Source organism: Gaetbulibacter saemankumensis DSM 17032 (assembly GCF_000425645.1).
Taxonomy (GTDB): domain Bacteria; phylum Bacteroidota; class Bacteroidia; order Flavobacteriales; family Flavobacteriaceae; genus Gaetbulibacter; species Gaetbulibacter saemankumensis.
The window spans coordinates 604,499-622,205 of record NZ_KE384430.1 but is presented as its reverse complement, the minus strand read 5'-3'; the positions used below and the strand labels follow the sequence as shown (position 1 = coordinate 622,205).

Below are 17,707 nucleotides of genomic sequence, written 5' to 3'. Positions count from 1 at the left end.
ATCACTCCCCAACTAACCTCGTTAAATACGCTCCGTACCCACTTTTTAACAAGGGCTTCGCTAAATTCAGCAGCTGTTGCTTATCAATAAATCCCATTTTATAAGCCACTTCTTCTATACACCCAATTTTCTGCCCTTGCCGTTCTTCAATCACCTGAACAAACTGAGAGGCCTGCATTAAAGATTGAAACGTTCCTGTATCTAACCAGGCCGTACCACGATCTAAAACACTCACATGTAGCATTCCTTGTTCTAAATAGACTTTATTAACATCGGTAATTTCAAGTTCGCCTCTCTGACTGGGTGTTATATTTTTGGCTATTTGGACTACAGAGTTATCATAAAAATAAATCCCGGGTACCGCATAATTCGACTTGGGATGTTCTGGCTTTTCTTCAATCGAAACAGCCTTATTATCGGCATCAAACTCGACAACACCGTAACGCTTGGGGTCTAAAACATGATAAGCAAAAATAACGCCACCCTGAGGTTCTAAATGCGCTTGTAAGGTTTCATTTAACCCGGAACCATAAAAAATATTATCTCCTAAAATTAAAGCAACATCGTCGCTCCCTATAAACGCCTCTCCTATAATAAAGGCTTCTGCTAAACCATTCGGCTCTTCCTGAACAGCATATTGAAATATACATCCATAATCTCCACCATCTCCCAAAAGCGCTTTAAATCGCGGTAAATCTTTTGAAGTTGAAATAATTAATATCTCATGAATGCCTGCCGACATTAAGGTGGTTAATGGATAATAAATCATGGGCTTATCATACACCGGCATAAGTTGCTTACTAACCACTTTTGTAAGTGGGTATAACCTTGTCCCTGATCCGCCTGCTAATATGATGCCTTTCATTGTTGTTTCATTTTCGTCATGAAGTTATATAGTGATAAAGTTATACTGCAGATTTATACTAACAAAATCTCCTTCTCCTTTTATAATTATACATTCTTTTCCCATTTCACTTCTTAACCTCCTTACCTCTTCTCTTTATAACCTTTTCACCTATTAAATCGCCTATTCACCCAAACTCCTTATCAACCCAGACAACATACTTCTTACAAAATATATCCGTTCATTTATAGTATTTAAATCACTCATATACTCCAATCGGAAAGCAATTTCTATCTGAGTTTCAATTTCTGAAAGAGACCCTAATGCAATATATAAAAATCGAACAAACTCTTTACTTCCTTTTCGACCAGCACCTTCTGCTATATTTGAAGGAACTGATACAGCTGCTCTTCGTAATTGTGATGTTAATCCATAAATTTCGGAAGAAGGAAACGAGTCAGTTACTCTATAAACAGCAACCACTAAATCCATAGATTCCAGCCAAACTTTCAAATCTTTATGTGACTTTAATGCTTTCATTTAATCATATAACCTTTTCACAATATAACTTCTTAACTATGTAACCTCATAACCGTATCACCTCTTATACTGCTTGAGATAATAATCACGATATGCCCCACTCGTAACATGATCTAACCAATCCGCATTATCTAAATACCAATCAATGGTTATGTTCAATCCTTCTTCAAAAGTAACCGAAGGTCTCCACCCCAATTCTTTATTAATTTTTGAAGCATCAATGGCATAACGTAAATCATGTCCCGGTCGATCTTTAACAAAGCTTATTAATGTTTCAGAAGTTCCCGAAGGCCTCCCTAATTTACGGTCCATTTGTTGACATAATAACTTCACCAAATCGATATTCTTCCACTCATTAAAACCACCAATATTGTAGGTTTCTTTTAGTTTTCCTTTATGAAAAACCAAATCGATGGCTGCAGCATGATCCTTCACATAAAGCCAATCACGCGTATAATGCCCATCACCATAAACCGGTAACGGCTCATTATTGATAATATTATTGATAAATAAGGGAATCAACTTCTCAGGAAACTGATGTTGTCCATAATTATTCGAACAATTTGTAATCACATAAGGTAATCCATAGGTTTCCCCATAGGCGCGAACAAAATGATCGGAACTAGCTTTTGAAGCGGAATACGGCGAATTGGGATCATAAGCGGTCGTCTCTTGGAATAGTCCTGTTTCTCCTAAAGCCCCGTAAACCTCATCAGTGCTTACATGATAAAATAACTTATTCTGAAAATCATCATTCCAGGCTGATTTAGCCGCATTCAATAAATTTACTGTACCCAAAACATTGGTTTTCACAAAGGCTAAAGGGTCGTTGATCGAACGGTCTACATGCGATTCTGCAGCCAAATGAATTACACGATCAAATTGATACTGTTCAAATAAAGACATCATGGTGGTCTCATTTGTAATATCAGCTTTTATAAACGTATAATTAGATCGATCTTCAATATCTTTTAAATTTTCCAGATTGCCAGCATAGGTTAAGGCATCCAAATTATATATATCATAATGAGGGTACTTCTCCACAAACAACCGAACCACGTGCGATCCAATAAAACCCGCACCACCTGTTATAAGTATTTTCATTGATGACATATGAGACATTTTCTAAAAAATGCAAAAGATTAAAATGACGGCTTATATTTTGGTAAAAATAACATAAAAACCCAGCTTCACAATAATTAGCCCTATGCTTAATCCAATGAACCGCTATTTTAATGAATGGCTAACCGATTAATAACATGAGCAAAAACCAATGCTATGGCTTCTTCTACCGAATGTACTTCCGAAACTTCAAGATCAGGCTGTTTCGGAGCTTCATAAGGTGCTGAAATACCCGTCATGTTAGTGATTACACCAGCCCGCGCCTTCTTATATAGCCCTTTAACATCACGCGCTTCGCAAACCTTCAAACTGGTATTTACAAAAACTTCAATATAATTATCTTTTCCTACCGTATGTTTTATAAATGCCCGGTCCTTCTCATAGGGAGAAACAAAGGCCGCAAGCACCACCAATCCGGCTTCAACAAATAACTTAGAAATTTCTCCAATACGACGATTATTTTCTGAGCGATCCTCAGGTGAAAACCCTAAATTCTTATTGATGCCGCTTCTTACGTTATCCCCATCTAACACATAAGTATGAATATGATCCTGATGCAATTTATACTCTAAGGCATTGGCCAAAGTAGACTTCCCTGCTCCAGATAATCCGGTAAAAAACACTAATAAGCCTTTATGTCCATTAAGCTTTTCTCTTTCTTGTGGAGTGATTTGATACGGATACTTTGATATATTATTCATCTAAATTACGTTTCCTATGGCTTAAACCAAAATTAAATCGATACCAGATACGTTCGTGAAAATAATACAAAAATAGTTTACTAACCAACTCGATAGCCCCAATACTAAGGCCCGCTTTTGGATTACCAGAAACAATCGATGCGATTAACATGGTATCCAGAGTCCCAAGAATACGATACGTAAAGGTTTTAATTAAATGTCTTTTTTTGCTATGTGTAAGTTTTATTTGAAACCATAGGCGTTCATGTAAAAAATAAAGCAGCATTTTGGTTACCAATTCAATCCCGCTAATTTTTAAACCTGTTACAGGATTACCCGTAACTACCCAGGATATCACTAAGGTATCTAGGGTACCTATGATACGCCAGGTAATCGTTTTTAATACATGTCTTTTATAAATGGGTTTAGCCATGAACACTTACCATAAAAAATGGATTTCTTAATTGGGCCCTATTATATACCAAGGGTTCTCCTGTTTCCTGATCTATTACCGAAAGACCTACGGCCTCACAAATAGCCTGTCCGGCAGCCGTATCCCATTCCATAGTGGGTGCAAATCTCGGATACATATGCGCTTTGCCCTCAGCAACCAGACAAAACTTTAGAGAGCTGCCCCGGCTCACTATTTCTATAGCATCATAGTGTTTTTCAAGACCCTTAATGAAATTCGAAGTCTGTGCATTCATATGAGAACGACTTCCCACAACTTTTAACCTTGAAATTTGATTAAAAGAAGAAGGCTTTATAGCATCCGCTTCTTTAAAAAGTATGGATCCTAAATCCTTCGATAGCAAATCGTCAGTATCAAGAACGGTTTTAAATGCCTTGTTTTTTTCGACGTTGTTATAATAAAGCTCTTTAGTTACTGGAATATAAATAACACCTAATTTAGTAACCCCTTGCTCCACTAAGGCGATATTGACCGTGAAATCGCCATTCCTTTTTATAAATTCTTTGGTACCATCAATAGGATCCACAATCCAGCAACTTTTCCAGTCTTTTCGAATACTATAAGGTATACCCTTATTTTCCTCACTAATAATGGGAATATCGGTAGTTCGAAGCCTATTACATATAATCGCATTTGAAGCTAAGTCAGCTTCAGTCAGGGGGGAATCATCATCCTTATAAGAGACTTCAAACGTCTTGTCATAAATAGCTAGAATAGCCTCACTGGCTTGTAAAGCAGCTTCAATGGCTACCAAAAGTAATGGCCTTAACTCTATATGTGCATTAATATTCACGTCATTAATATTCCAAACAAATAAGCTTACCCAAAAGGATAAGCTTATCAAATGTAATTATTTTTATTTTATAACATTAAAAGAAACTTCTAACCATTCCACTAACAGAAGGAACCTTCTAACCTCTTAACTACATAACCTTTTTAACCTCACTTTTACAGATCTACCCTATAGTACCCCTATAGATACGCCGTAGTAAAGGTATGGATAATGTATGGTTACGTTAAAAAAACAGAACCATACAAAAACGCCAAAAAGTGCCAAAATCAGCAGAAATGAACAAAAAAAGCAAAAAGCAACAAAGGAACCCTTATAACTTATTGCGCTTCACTCTGCGCTTTTAAATAATTTCCAAGCCCTATAAACGTAAAAGCAATTAAGACTAAAGCAAATAATAACATCGGCAATTTAAATTTATACTTATCTGTTATTTCCGTGATATCATAACCAGTAACAGGAAAGTCAGCCAATACATTTACAACCTGTTTCTCTTCTACCTTGTCCTTCTTAACCTGTCTTATAGCTCTTTCGTATTCCAATCGCTTTTGAATGACTTTAGATTCGTCCACAATTAAACTTGCAGATTCGGCATTACCCATATATAAATTAGTTCCCGAACCCGGCACTGGTTCTTTCATAGATTCATTGACACGAATTTTTAAATATTCATTAACCAAAGAATCCGTAATCTTAATCTGATCCTTTAAGGCCCGCTCTTCTTCATCTAAAGTCAATTGATTTACGGTAACCACTTCATTTAAATACTCATTGTCCATGATTTCGTTAACAAAAGCCTTTTCAATCTTCTTATAAATGGCCTTATCTGTGGAAGCAACGCCTATTTGATGTACTTTAAAATTATAAGGGGTTAAAGATTCACTAAAACGATCATAGGTCATTTCTGTTCTTGATAAAGAATCTAAATGCAGGTAAAATTTTGAATACATTTCAGCCTTAACATTTTCATCAATATCAGGTTGTATATAAAACCCTTTTAATGAAGCCGCTTCAGAAGGTGTTATATTCAGTTTTCTTGCTAACTCAATGGAATCTTTATCAACATATGCGAGTTGATGAAATTGCTTAACGTCCTCATAAACCTGCCTTGCTGATTGAAAATTAGTTTCTATAAATAAATTGGCACCATATAACTTATCGGAGCTTTTGTCCATAAAAAAACCGACTACCAAACCGATAACAACCGCTCCGGCATACCAGAAAAAACGCTTATAAAAATGTATTAATCCCGTTAATACAACCTTAAATAGACCGGTAAATATAGTTCCTATGAACTTGAAAAACCTATCGAAGGCATTTCCTATCAACTTAAACAACTGCCCTAAATCGACTTCTTCCGATGGCTGTGGCTGCGGCAACTCTTGACTCATAATTATATAATTGTTAGTTTAAAATTTGTTCTAATATGTTTTGTGTAATCACGTAGGTGGGTCTCACGCCCGTAGTACCCAATCCTCCTGATGCTAAGGTAGCGCCGGTTTCTAAGGGATTATCACTGGCATAATACGCATATCTTACTTTTACATCAGCACCGATATTACCCCGTACCTTCGATGCCGCCTGAATAGCTTTCTGATAATGTGCCCCTTCCATCTCCAGACCTATAACACCCCAGGTAGAGGTATGGAAAAACTTCAAAATATCCTTATTTTGAAGAGAGGTACCCAATACGGTGATCATAGGTCCTTCATAAACATCGATATCTAGCTTATCTAAATCTTCTTTTTTTAATTCATTAGTAAAGGGATAATTATCTGCTGTACCTTCAAATATATGTGCTGAAGGAATCATAATATCGCCCTTTCCGCCTTGTAAAATCCCTGCCTTTCCCATAATGGAAATAGACTTGACATTTAAATGAATGTTTTTATTTTCAACATGATATGGCTTTAATAACTCATCCATGGTTTCATAAGCCTGCTCCCCAAAAGCATAATCCATCACCAGAAGTACCGGTTTTTCAGATGTCTCTTGCCCCTCTTTAAACGACACACCCAATTTTGAAACAGCTATTTTATCCGTATCAAATAGTTGCACACCAATATTGGTTCCTGAGGTGTCTTTAATATATATCATCCCTTGCTGTTCGGCCAGCTTAACAACTTTATTTCTAAGAGATTCGCTATTATTTTGGCTCAGCATTTCATAGAGTTGAAAGACATCTTTATGGGAGCTTTCATGCTTTAAAGCTCTGGAAGCAAACAACGTATTCATCACACTATGCATATTAGCGCTAATAATGTGCAGAGGACGCTCTAAAAGCTTATTTTTAAACAAAATGGCTTTGATGTTTTCGGCCCAAATTTCACCGTGAATATGATGCCCGATACGCTCTCGTAACACTGGACTAAACGTAATGGTTCTTTTGTTATCATTAACCTGTTCATCTAAGGCTAATTTACCCAGCCAATAGACTATATGCAGAAAACGCTCTGGTTGAGAGGCCGTAGCAAACTGATGGTATACAGCCACAATTTCCTTAAAAGTTCTGCCTAAAATATAGGCCACATGCGTAATGGCTATTTCTCGTTCATTCTGAGACAGTTTCTTTTTGGATAATACAACCTCTTCAAGCTTAGACCAGTCTCTGGTGGTAGTTCCCTCATCATCAATTAATACCCGATTACTTATTTTATGCGATTCTACAAATAAAAAGGTAAGATGCGTTAAAATATCATAGATATCCGAGCGCCCGCGGGTAATTTCGATATTCATTTGTTCCGTATCAATACGGTAACAATTACGACGACGTTTCTCCGGAATAATCGCTTTAAAATGAGAATCGCCATACCCCTCATCACTTGTTAAATTTATAAAGCGACACGCTTCAATACCAATGGGTAATCTGTCTATAACGTAAAGCAAACCTTCTAATTCAGCCTTTTCTTCACCAATAGAACCATAAATTTCTGGTCTTAACAGTAATAAAGCTTCTCTTAAAGTTTCACCAGACACGCCCATAGGTTTATAAAACCCACGATTAAATAAATGGCGCATAGTAATATACATCCGCTCTATAGCGTTCGAACTTTCCTGTGCCCGTGTTTGCTGATGCTCTGTTTTATTACCCATACCTGATATTAACGGCGCAAATATACTATTATTATACCTATAAAGATTAAGAAAATTCCTCAACAATTTTTCTATCGTTAGAGAGTCTGGGTAATTTATTTTGACCGCCTAATTTTCCAATAGATTTCATATACGCCTGAAAGCCTCCTTTTTTTACTCTAGTAATTACCAAAGGCCTTAACACCTTACCCTCTATCAAGTCTAAATAATAACTATTCTGTTTTTGAAGGGATGCCTCAATTTTCTCAGCCAAAGCATCTAGATTATCAGGCTCATTCTCAAACTCTACAAACCATTCATGATACGGCAAACCAGCTTCAGGATTAATTTGTGGAGCCACAGTAAACTCAGAAACACGTATCTCTGTGCCTTCTACAGCTTCTTGCATGGCTTGCTCAACTTCTTTTCCTATAACATGTTCTCCAAAGGCCGAGATAAAGTGTTTTATACGCCCCGAAACAATCACTTTATAAGGTTTCAATGATGTAAATTGAACCGTATCACCAATATTATAAGACCAAAGCCCCGCATTTGTGGAAATAATCATAACGTAATTCTCACCTAACTCCACATCTTTTATGGTAATACGTTTGGGGTGTTCGTCAAAGAATTCATCTGCCTTAATAAATTCGTAAAAAATACCGGAATTCAACTGAAGCAACATCCCTTTATCATGCTGTTTATCCTGAAACGCAAAAAAACCTTCGCTTGCTGGATACAGCTCAATACTATCGACCTTTCTCCCTATTAAATTTTCGAACTTTGCTCGATAAGGCTCGTAGTTTACACCACCAAAAATAAACAGGTTGAAATTCTTAAAAATAGCTCCAACTTGCTTGCCGGTTCGTTGTTGAAGCTTTTCAAAATACATTTGAACCCAGGATGGAATCCCTGAAATTACAGTCATATTTTCTGAAAGGGTTTCCTCTACAATAGCGTCAACTTTAGTTTCCCAATCGTCAATACAATTAGTTTCCCATGATGGTAATCTGTTTTTTTGAAGATAATTAGGCACATAATGCGCCACAATACCCGAAAGTCTTCCTAACTGAATGCCATTTTGCTCTTTTAAAATGGGACTTCCCTGAAGAAAAATCATTTTGCCATCTACAAACTCACTTTTCCCAGTTTCATGAATATAAAGTAAAATAGCATTACGTGCGGCTTCCACATGTGAAGGCATACTTTCTTTGGTTATTGGAATGTACTTCGCACCCGAAGTGGTTCCTGAAGTCTTAGCAAAATATATAGGCTTACCTTTCCAAAGGACATTTTCTTCGCCAGCTACGACTCTTTCTACATACGGCTTTAAAGCTTCGTAATCACGAACTGGAACACGTTTTACAAAATCTTCATAAGAATTAACACTGATAAAATCATGATCTTTTCCAAACGCTGTCCCAGCTGCATCAGAAATTAATTCCTGAAAAACACGCTCTTGGGTTTCTATGGGGTTATTAGCCCATTTATTGGTCTTTTTATAAATCCAAAATGCAAATACTTTGGCCAGAGCCGATTTTAATGATGCCATATTCTAGTTAAAATCTATAAAATTTGTCGGGTTTATGGGGTATCCATCATTCCATAATTCAAAATGCAAGTGTGTGCCTGTAGATAATTCACCGGTACTTCCTGCCGTTGCTATAACCTCGCCTGCCTCTACCAATTCACCTTGAGATTTTGTTAAAGACAAGTTATGTTTATATACCGAAATAAGCCCATGACTATGCTCTATAATAATAACATAACCGGTGGCGGTGGTCCATTCGGCAAAAATAACAGTACCATCGGCAACTGCCTTTATAGGGGTATTCTTATCCAATACAATATCTACCGCATAATGCTTATTTTTTACATTATAACCTTCACTAATGTTACCATTTGCCGGAGGAAATAACACCAAATTAGTCTCGGAAGTTGCCGATTCAAACAAGTTATATTTATCTTCTTTATCTACTTTCTCACGTAATAAGGAATCTTCAGCACTAGGTCGCAAATCCACTTCACTAGCCTCTAACTTAACCGCTTCAATAATGGAATCTTTATTAATAGTTGTTTTAGCAACATCACCCTTCAACACTTGTTTTATAGATGCATAAAACCGTTCATTCAAATTAATAACCTGTTGTAATGAATCTGTTTTATAACTAAGTTCGGTAGCCCTTTTTTTCAATGCTGTTGAAGAATATCCTGGAATATATTCTCTTAAAGGCGTATAAGCTATAACAAGGTAGGTTAAAAACATTAAAAAGATTGCCGATAATGAAGCCAAAACAAAAACATTAAGACGCGTTAATTTAAGAGATAAGCGTTCTTCAAAAGTATTTTCGTTTAAAACAATTAGGCGATATTTATCCAGTAATTTTCGCTTAATTTTTTTTTCTTTCTTTTTCGTTTCTTCCATTCTGAACACAAAATTAATTAAAATTATGTCAGCAGCACTTTGCTTTATCCTAAAGTTATGCTTAAAACAATTTTATTAAACTTTAATTATTAACTTTGTAACATAAAATTAGTAATTATGATTTCATCAAGTATATTTTTAGGCATGGTTGGTCCATGGCAATGGGTAATTATAGGATTAGCCGTTTTATTGCTTTTCGGCGGTAAAAAGATACCTGAGCTTATGAAAGGATTAGGTAGCGGTATCAAAGAATTTAAAGATGCCAGTAAGGAAGACGAAAAACCAGAAGACAAGAAAAAATAATATTTTTTAGCTAATAAAAAGCCCTGTTTGGAATACTAAACAGGGCTTTTTATTATGACTTTTTTCTTACTCTATTTTTACCGATCTAATTATAGCTTCGAGTTCCAGCATATAATCACGTTTTTCTACCGATGGAGCAAAGGCAAAGCCTTCTATTATTACCCAACGGTTGTTCATTTTATCTTCAATGGCATAATTTATAAAAGGGCCTCCCATAAAGCCGTTTTTCAAATCCCAAATACCTTTGGTCTCAAAAGCCGGTTTATTATCTAAAATGGTTTCACCATTATAAGGTGTGTAGGCATTTTCAGTAACCATAAAAGAACCTTCTATAGCGCCCTCAATATAAGTTTCACCTATAGAGTCTCGTATTTTAATAATCTGATTTACTATACTATCATTTCGTTTTATGGCATCATATGGCAAATCATAAATCATAAGATTATTGGTTCCAGTAGTGATGTCTTTACGTATCCAAAAGAAATTATCAGACTCTTTCGCTATTCTATAAACGGAAGCAAATTTTATAGTAAGGCCTAATTTTTCTTTTATCGAAGTGAAACTATGCGGTGATTTTGACATCTGACGTTGTCTTTCCCTAATTTCAGAATTCCTAAAGACTTTTAAAATTTTAGACTCATTCTGATTGAGTATCTCTACAACATCATTTCTTGTTTCCCCTGAAATTACAACCACTTTTTGAGGCTTTGCATAAACATCCTCTAAAAACTTAATGCCATTTTCCTTTCCTAAATACACCTTTAATACCGTACGATTTTTAGTTACAAAACCAGAGAAGACACTTGGAGGAATTTGATTTAAAGTAAACATAGGCTCATCTTGTGGTAAACCGTAAATAGGTTGTGCTAAAACGGCCCTAATTGCATTTCCTATTTGCCCGTCCCACAAATCATTTTCGGTAACTACAGATACATTGTTCATAGCTCCCGATGCGTCTGGCAGGTATTTTTCAGTAGACTTTTTTTTGCCGTTACACGACACCAACATCAACAAAGACAAGGCTGAAAGAAGTAAATATTTCATTCTGAATAAATTTTATGTTTTGGTAATTTTGGAAATTAACTTTTCGAAATCTTAAGTTTCATTCCCGGTTTTAAATTAGTACCACTAATACCGTTCCAATCTTTAATATTTTGAATAGAAACTCCAGGAAATTTTTGAGAAATCCCCCAAAGTGTATCTCCTGGCTTCACTGTATAATTTAAAACCTCTCCTTTTATAGCATTTGTTTTTGTGCTATTTGCTACAGCAGAAGCGCCTCCAACATAAGGTTTTCTGGGATACACCGTTAATCGTTGACCGATGCTTAGATTATTGGAACGCAAGCCATTCCATTGTTTTAATTGACTAACACGAACGCCATACTGCCTGGCAATTTTACCTAAATAATCACCAGATTTTACACGATATCTAATTCTGGAATCTGCCTCAAAAAATTGAGGTAACGGCTTTTCACGCTTATTAAATTCCTCTTTTACAAACGCATAAATCTCCTTTTCATTGGTGACGAAATCTCCAATAACGTTTCGTGGTAAACGCAGACTGTAGTTTTCATCTTTAATATACGGAATAATATCTAATTTATAGGATGGGTTTAAAAACTGGAGTTCTTCTATAGGTACACCTGTAACCTCACTTACCTGATCTAAGGTAATCATATGCTTCACATGAATAGTGTCCGTTTCAAAATAAGCAACTTCTGGTTTTGCTTTGACAAAACCGTGTTCCTCGGCATATTCGAATATGTACATGTTAGCCAAAAACGCGGGCAAATAACCAGCCGTTTCTCGTGGTAAATTATGGCGTATATTCCAATAATTCTGATAACCCCCTGAACGTCTAATCGCTTTTGTTACATTACCAGGTCCTGAATTATATGCGGCTAAAGCCAGATCCCAATCACCAAATATTTCATAAAGTTTAGATAAATATTTTGCTGCTGCTTCCGTTGATTTTATGGGATCACTTCGTTCATCAACATAGCTACTAACATCTAAACCATACATTTTACCGGTTGCAAACATAAATTGCCACAAACCAGTAGCTCCAACACGTGACTTAGCCCGCGGTTTTAGAGCCGACTCAACAATGGCCAAATACTTTATTTCCAGTGGTAAATCGACATTATCTAATTCCCTTTCAAACATTGGAAAATAGAACGCGCTTAAATCGATAAGCTTTTGCAAGCTTTCACGTCTATTTTTAAGATAGGATTTAATGACACTTTCTAAACTCGGATTGTATTCTACGTTAAATGGCGTTCTGGCGTTTAATTCGGCCAAACGCGCCTTAAGAGTATCGGTGGGTAATTCTGGGTATTCAACTTCTTCAAAAGTTAATTCTGTAACCGATTTATAAATGGTATCGTAAAGTGAATTACTGTATAATTCCTCTAACCATTTTTTATCCAATTCGGCTGCAAATGGATTATCGACAACTTTATGAAGCCCTGTAGAATCAATTTCAACTTCAATAGATTTAACAATTTCGATGTTTCCATCTACTAAAGAATCCTTTAAAATTTCTTTTTGAAGGGAAATTGAATCGTTTGCCTGCGTATTACCTATTGCAGACCATAAAAAAAGGGTGATTATAAAAAACCGAAAAGCCATAAAATCAATTCATTAGATATTGAACGATGATATGGCTAAAATCGTATTTTTTAAGCGAATTTAAAAACTTAATTCGTTTTATTCTAAGATGGCTGCTATACCTGGAAGGGTTTTACCCTCTAAGCTTTCTAACATGGCACCTCCACCTGTACTTACATAACTTACTTTATCATCGAAACCGAATTGCTTAACGGCCGCTACAGAATCGCCTCCACCAACTAATGAAAAGGCACCACTTTTAGTAGCTTCAGCTATGGAATTCCCTAACTCGATAGTTCCTTGTGCAAAACTTTCCATTTCGAAAACTCCTAAAGGTCCGTTCCAAAGAATGGTTTTAGAATCCATTACTACGTCATGAAATTGTTTTCTAGAAGCAGGACCAGCATCAACACCTTCCCACCCATCAGGAATTTCGTTAATGTCTACAACTTGTGTATTGGCATCGTTACTAAAGGCATCAGCAGCAATAACATCAACAGGAATATGCACCTGTACATTTTTTTCTTTCGCTTGCTTTAAAATATCTAATGCTAAGGCTTGTTTATCATCTTCACAAATAGAATTTCCTATTTTGCCGCCTTGTGCCTTGATAAAGGTAAAAGCCATACCTCCACCAATAATTAGATGATCTACTTTATCTAAAATATTCTCTATAATGGTGATTTTTGAAGACACCTTTGCACCTCCTAAAATCGCTAAAACAGGCTTTTCTCCAGATTTTAATACCTTCTCAATACTTTCAATTTCTTTAGCTAATAAATAACCAAAACATTTACTCTCTGGGAAAAATTGTGCCACAATTGTAGTTGAAGCATGTGCTCTATGCGCTGTACCAAAGGCATCATTTACATAAACATCACCTAATTTCGATAATTGCTCAGCAAAATCCTTATCTCCAGCTGTTTCTTCTTTATGAAAACGTAAATTCTCTAATAACAACACTTGACCGGGTTCTAAATTAGCTGCTGCTTCTTCTGCTTTTGAACCTACACAAGCATCTACGAATTTAACCTCTACACCAAGAATCTCTTTAACCTTAGCTGCAATATGACGTAATGAAAACTCATCTTGAACCCCTTTTGGACGGCCTAAATGCGACATTAAAACGCAGCTACCGCCATCTTCTAAAATCTTAATAATGGTTGGTTTTGCCGACACGATTCGAGTAGCATCTGTAACTTCAAATTTTTCATTTAAAGGCACATTAAAATCTACGCGTATTAAGGCCTTCTTATTTTTAAAATTAAAATCGTTCAAAGTTTTCATCTGTATTTATTTTTTAAAATATGTTTCTTATTATCAGTTCATTAATTTGTCTCACAAATGTAACCAATAAAAAACAGCTTTAAAACGTCTTTTTTAACGAAAACGATTGAATTAAGTAAGAATTATCTAAAATTTAAGAAATCGTGTTTATTTCTTAAAAAACTTAATTGTTTCAATTGAAGATCCAGCTTCAATCTTAGCTAAATACATGCCGGAATGAAGACTTTCAACCGAAATAGACCAAGTATTAGCATGATTATATTTAGTAAACACCTGCTTACCTAATACATCATAAACCGTAATTTTGTTTATTGGCGTACTAGCAGATAAATTAAGCTTATTCGTTGTTGGATTAGGCCCAAAGGAAAAACCTTCGATAGATGTATATTTAGAAGATAAGGTGGCCGTTTTTAGTTCAAAATCATCAAAACCTAAATATTCATTGCCATTTTGGTAAATAACCAATCGCATTCTGGCAAATTTATATCCTGAAGGTATTTTATAATATACCTCTTGCCACCCTCGGGAATTAAAATTTCCATTTTGATTGGTTTGAAATACAGGAAAGGTGTAATCTGCATAATCCCAGTCTGCCTCATTATCATAACGCAATTGATAATAAATATAATCGCCTTTATCTACGCCCACATATTGCACTCTAAAAGACAATTCGGCGGTGAGGTTATTTAAGTTTACTGTTTCGAAAGTTAATATATGCTCTGGTGAACTTAATCCTGTGTAGCCTTCTGAATATTCATTATCTAAATCGCGTCCTGCTAAAAACGAAGCACCTTTGAAAGGTCCGGAAATACGTCCATTACCCTTATTTTGTTTACGCCAAATATCGGTACCATTATTATTTGAATAAAAAGGAATATTAGAAGTGAAAGACCAATTATCATCGGAACCATCGAAGCTTTGTTTTGCTGTTTGAGCGTGTAAAATACATCCAAACACAAACAATACAACATATGTAAAGTAAGTTCTTTTCATGGTTACTACTTATTTGATAGAGGAATGAGGGAGTTTAAATCTAATTCAAATAAGTAATCCACGCATAGTTTTTTCGATAAGCAGCCTTTTAATTAGTCTTAATGCACTAATAATGATACACTAAGACCAGATTTCACATAAAACAAAGGTCTTTATATTTTTGATCCACTCCATATTTTTCTTTTTATAGTATATTAAAATTCAACCCTAAAAACTAAATTTGGAGTAAATCCTAAAGCTTGCTTATTTACCTCTCTTAGAACATATGCATTTTCCTCTAAGCTTTGCTTGGCTTCGTAAGTTCGGCTTAACACATTTTTTTTGTCGTAGATATTTAAAAATGAAACGCCTAACTTTCCTTTCCAGCGTTCATTTCGTGACCAATTAAACTTATATGTGGCCGATACATCCAATCTATCATAACCTGGCAACCTGCTGCCATTTGTCTTTTCATAATTAATTACCGGTCCGTTTGTTGTCTCACTCACATCGGTAGCCTTTGTATATGGTATCCCAGACCGAATATTCCAACCCAAGGAAAAATTAAACTTATTCCATTCGAAAGTATGAGTCCAGTTCAAACTATGGGTAATATCTGTGTTACCAGAAAAGGACCCGCCGTCATTTAAATCTGGGAACGTAAAATCATTATTCATAAATGTATAACTCAGCCAGGTTTTGTAATTGTTTATTTTCTTTTTCACCAATAAATCTACCCCTAAAATATTGCTTTTACCCACCGAAAACAGTTCGTTTAAATTATCAAATCCTAAAGTAAAAGAGGTTAACCCTTCAATATTTCTATAATAGCCTTCAATATCAATATTCCAGCCATTCTTATTATAAATAAAGCCTGCAGTAGCCTGTGAACTTTTTAAAATAGGAACATCTTCACCATTCGATAAAATCCAAATCCGATTTTCAAGCCCGAACTGCTGAGTATTAAACTCGACAACTTCACTTATGGTCTGGTGCAAAATTTCGCCAGAGACTTTTAATCTTAAACCGGAATTAAGATAATATTCCATATTTAGTCGAGGCTCAAAATACGTCTTATCTAACAAGCTAAAATAATTAGTTCGCATTCCTAAATTTCCTAAAAACTTTTGCTCCAACCTGAAACTATAATCGGCATAAAGGGCATGCATATTATTAGCTTCTAAATTAGATTCATGATAATTATCTTCTGGGCTTTCGCTATCGCTAAAATTTAAATCATATTCCACCTCATTCCATGAGTATTGATAACCAAAACCTATTGAACTACTTTTATTAAAAACCCAATCTAAGTGATAGGATGCTCCAAAATCATCAATATTATTTTTCTTCAGTAGTGCATCACTAAATTCATCGGATATACTATTCGTGCCTGAATAATCAAAATCGTATCTAGAATTATATACATTTATTTTATGCGATAAATTTTGGTTGAAATCATGATTCCAGTTCATACTCAAACCTTTATTTTCAATATCTAGCTTATCGGTTGATGCTTCTTCATACGCTTCAATTAAAAATCCGTAATCCAACTTATTTTTTGTAAAAAGACTACTAATACTAATTTCATTGTTGTCGTTTGGTTTAACTATTGCCTTTACAGTAAAATCAGTGAAATAAAATAAATCCTTTGTCGCAGTAACTTCATCATCTTCAAATACTTTATTTCCTTCTGAAATTTTAGTTTCCTGAAATACGCGTTCGGATAAGTTTCTAAATGTACGAGTGTCAATAAAATCGGTAATAGAACGACGTGCAGAAACTAATATTCCAACACTTTTAGAAATAGGGGCTTTTATAAATGCATCGGCATGAGTCATATTAAAACCTGCTCCTCCATGAATTTGATTCGCTAAATCACTATCAGAAGTGATATCGATAACCCCAGAAATTCTATTGCCATATTCCGATTTTGTACCATTTCTATAAAGGGTTATCTGATCCGTTATATAGGGATTAAACGCCGATATGGTTCCAAAAAAATGTCCCGAATAATACATTTTTATACCGTCCCACAGAATAAGATTCTGATCTGGTGTACCTCCACGGATATGCAATCCTGAAGCTGTTTCAGAAGGACTTTGAACTCCGGGAATTAATTGTATACTTTGTAAAACGTCCGGCTCGGTTAATCCGGCAACTATTCCCAAGCTTTTAGGCGATACTATTACCGAGGTGTTTTCGTTCGTTTTCCGAATTCCGGTTCCTAAATATTCTTCAATTAATACTTCATCTAACTCCTGCGTATCAGTTAACCTAACTCGTTTACTTTTAACCGTATAATACCTCTCAGATTCCTTTTTAAAACGAATCGATACTTGTTTTTCCAGTTCAGAAAGTATGTCTTCTAATGTCGCATCGTTTAATTCTAAACTAACCAATCTATTATTGACTAATTCAGAGTTAAATGAAAATTTAATATCAAAATGAGCTTCTAATTCTGTAAAAACTTCACTTATATTCTTTGATGAATAACTAACAGTTAAACCTTCTTGAGCAATAGAATACCATGTGCAAAAGAAAAACAGAATCGCTATTCTCAGGTTCATTTAAAATCTTTAATTCGTTTA

16 protein-coding genes are annotated in these 17,707 nt (G+C 35.3%); 1 reads left to right on the top strand and 15 read right to left on the bottom strand.

All coding sequences use genetic code 11. From position 1 onward, the window contains the following. Position 1: 1 nt before the first annotated feature. The 10 genes from rfbA to H611_RS0109270 all read right to left on the bottom strand — a co-directional run bounded on the left by rfbA (position 2) and on the right by H611_RS0109270 (position 9,945). Positions 2–865 carry a glucose-1-phosphate thymidylyltransferase RfbA gene (gene rfbA, locus H611_RS0109315; RefSeq protein WP_027138110.1) on the bottom strand — a complete coding sequence of 288 codons (864 nt, stop codon included), beginning with the start codon at positions 863–865 and terminating at the stop codon, positions 2–4. A gap of 162 nt (positions 866–1,027) precedes the next feature. Beyond that, positions 1,028–1,384, bottom strand: coding sequence for a four helix bundle protein (locus tag H611_RS0109310; RefSeq protein WP_027138109.1), 357 nt, complete (start codon positions 1,382–1,384; stop codon positions 1,028–1,030). 57 nt (positions 1,385–1,441) lie between these two features. Then, on the bottom strand, positions 1,442–2,488 hold the full coding sequence (gene rfbB, locus H611_RS0109305) for a dTDP-glucose 4,6-dehydratase (RefSeq protein ID WP_027138108.1): 1,047 nt from the start codon (positions 2,486–2,488) through the stop codon (positions 1,442–1,444). Positions 2,489–2,616: 128 nt separating this feature from the next. Next, positions 2,617–3,207, bottom strand: a complete 591-nt coding sequence (cysC, locus tag H611_RS0109300; RefSeq protein WP_027138107.1) for an adenylyl-sulfate kinase — start codon at positions 3,205–3,207, stop codon at positions 2,617–2,619. After that, on the bottom strand, positions 3,200–3,619 hold the full coding sequence (locus H611_RS0109295; protein ID WP_027138106.1) for a DUF2061 domain-containing protein: 420 nt from the start codon (positions 3,617–3,619) through the stop codon (positions 3,200–3,202). Before H611_RS0109295 ends, cysC begins: the two co-directional genes overlap by 8 nt. Beyond that, positions 3,612–4,502: a 3'(2'),5'-bisphosphate nucleotidase CysQ gene (cysQ, locus tag H611_RS0109290; protein WP_316928849.1), complete on the bottom strand. Its 891-nt coding sequence runs from the start codon at positions 4,500–4,502 to the stop codon at positions 3,612–3,614. The genes H611_RS0109295 and cysQ overlap by 8 nt, the downstream gene beginning before the upstream one ends. A 266-nt stretch (positions 4,503–4,768) precedes the next feature. Further along, positions 4,769–5,839, bottom strand: coding sequence for a hypothetical protein (locus tag H611_RS0109285; protein ID WP_027138104.1), 1,071 nt, complete (start codon positions 5,837–5,839; stop codon positions 4,769–4,771). Between the two features lie 13 nt (positions 5,840–5,852). Continuing rightward, complete coding sequence (locus tag H611_RS0109280) at positions 5,853–7,541, bottom strand: DUF6909 family protein (protein WP_027138103.1); 1,689 nt, start codon at positions 7,539–7,541, stop codon at positions 5,853–5,855. A gap of 46 nt (positions 7,542–7,587) precedes the next feature. Beyond that, positions 7,588–9,072, bottom strand: a complete 1,485-nt coding sequence (locus H611_RS0109275; protein ID WP_027138102.1) for a GH3 auxin-responsive promoter family protein — start codon at positions 9,070–9,072, stop codon at positions 7,588–7,590. A gap of 3 nt (positions 9,073–9,075) precedes the next feature. Continuing rightward, on the bottom strand, positions 9,076–9,945 hold the full coding sequence (locus H611_RS0109270; protein WP_027138101.1) for a M23 family metallopeptidase: 870 nt from the start codon (positions 9,943–9,945) through the stop codon (positions 9,076–9,078). 117 nt (positions 9,946–10,062) lie between these two features. Between H611_RS0109270 and H611_RS0109265 the strand changes: the two genes are divergently transcribed. Continuing rightward, positions 10,063–10,248: a twin-arginine translocase TatA/TatE family subunit gene (locus tag H611_RS0109265; RefSeq protein ID WP_027138100.1), complete on the top strand. Its 186-nt coding sequence runs from the start codon at positions 10,063–10,065 to the stop codon at positions 10,246–10,248. 66 nt (positions 10,249–10,314) lie between these two features. Here the strand turns inward: H611_RS0109265 and H611_RS0109260 are convergent, their stop codons facing one another. The 5 genes from H611_RS0109260 to H611_RS0109240 form a co-directional block, all read right to left on the bottom strand. Next, positions 10,315–11,292, bottom strand: a complete 978-nt coding sequence (locus tag H611_RS0109260; RefSeq protein WP_027138099.1) for a DUF4837 family protein — start codon at positions 11,290–11,292, stop codon at positions 10,315–10,317. 35 nt (positions 11,293–11,327) lie between these two features. Continuing rightward, positions 11,328–12,881 carry a lytic transglycosylase domain-containing protein gene (locus H611_RS0109255; RefSeq protein WP_027138098.1) on the bottom strand — a complete coding sequence of 518 codons (1,554 nt, stop codon included), beginning with the start codon at positions 12,879–12,881 and terminating at the stop codon, positions 11,328–11,330. 78 nt (positions 12,882–12,959) lie between these two features. Further along, on the bottom strand, positions 12,960–14,147 hold the full coding sequence (locus H611_RS0109250) for a phosphoglycerate kinase (protein ID WP_027138097.1): 1,188 nt from the start codon (positions 14,145–14,147) through the stop codon (positions 12,960–12,962). 147 nt (positions 14,148–14,294) lie between these two features. Beyond that, complete coding sequence (locus H611_RS0109245; RefSeq protein WP_027138096.1) at positions 14,295–15,140, bottom strand: T9SS type A sorting domain-containing protein; 846 nt, start codon at positions 15,138–15,140, stop codon at positions 14,295–14,297. Positions 15,141–15,334: 194 nt separating this feature from the next. Next, positions 15,335–17,686: a TonB-dependent receptor domain-containing protein gene (locus tag H611_RS0109240; protein WP_027138095.1), complete on the bottom strand. Its 2,352-nt coding sequence runs from the start codon at positions 17,684–17,686 to the stop codon at positions 15,335–15,337. Between the last annotated feature and the right edge of the window lie 21 nt (positions 17,687–17,707).

Excerpts from the sequence above, each read along its gene's own strand:
- rfbA (WP_027138110.1), bottom strand. The coding sequence starts at position 865 with ATGAAAGGCATCATATTAGCAGGCGGATCAGGGACAAGGTTATACCCA.
- H611_RS0109310 (WP_027138109.1), bottom strand. The coding sequence starts at position 1,384 with ATGAAAGCATTAAAGTCACATAAAGATTTGAAAGTTTGGCTGGAATCT.
- rfbB (WP_027138108.1), bottom strand. The coding sequence starts at position 2,488 with ATGAAAATACTTATAACAGGTGGTGCGGGTTTTATTGGATCGCACGTG.
- cysC (WP_027138107.1), bottom strand. The coding sequence starts at position 3,207 with ATGAATAATATATCAAAGTATCCGTATCAAATCACTCCACAAGAAAGA.
- H611_RS0109295 (WP_027138106.1), bottom strand. The coding sequence starts at position 3,619 with ATGGCTAAACCCATTTATAAAAGACATGTATTAAAAACGATTACCTGG.
- H611_RS0109285 (WP_027138104.1), bottom strand. The coding sequence starts at position 5,839 with ATGAGTCAAGAGTTGCCGCAGCCACAGCCATCGGAAGAAGTCGATTTA.
- H611_RS0109280 (WP_027138103.1), bottom strand. The coding sequence starts at position 7,541 with ATGGGTAATAAAACAGAGCATCAGCAAACACGGGCACAGGAAAGTTCG.
- H611_RS0109275 (WP_027138102.1), bottom strand. The coding sequence starts at position 9,072 with ATGGCATCATTAAAATCGGCTCTGGCCAAAGTATTTGCATTTTGGATT.
- H611_RS0109270 (WP_027138101.1), bottom strand. The coding sequence starts at position 9,945 with ATGGAAGAAACGAAAAAGAAAGAAAAAAAAATTAAGCGAAAATTACTG.
- H611_RS0109265 (WP_027138100.1), top strand. The coding sequence starts at position 10,063 with ATGATTTCATCAAGTATATTTTTAGGCATGGTTGGTCCATGGCAATGG.
- H611_RS0109260 (WP_027138099.1), bottom strand. The coding sequence starts at position 11,292 with ATGAAATATTTACTTCTTTCAGCCTTGTCTTTGTTGATGTTGGTGTCG.
- H611_RS0109255 (WP_027138098.1), bottom strand. The coding sequence starts at position 12,881 with ATGGCTTTTCGGTTTTTTATAATCACCCTTTTTTTATGGTCTGCAATA.
- H611_RS0109250 (WP_027138097.1), bottom strand. The coding sequence starts at position 14,147 with ATGAAAACTTTGAACGATTTTAATTTTAAAAATAAGAAGGCCTTAATA.
- H611_RS0109245 (WP_027138096.1), bottom strand. The coding sequence starts at position 15,140 with ATGAAAAGAACTTACTTTACATATGTTGTATTGTTTGTGTTTGGATGT.
- H611_RS0109240 (WP_027138095.1), bottom strand. The coding sequence starts at position 17,686 with ATGAACCTGAGAATAGCGATTCTGTTTTTCTTTTGCACATGGTATTCT.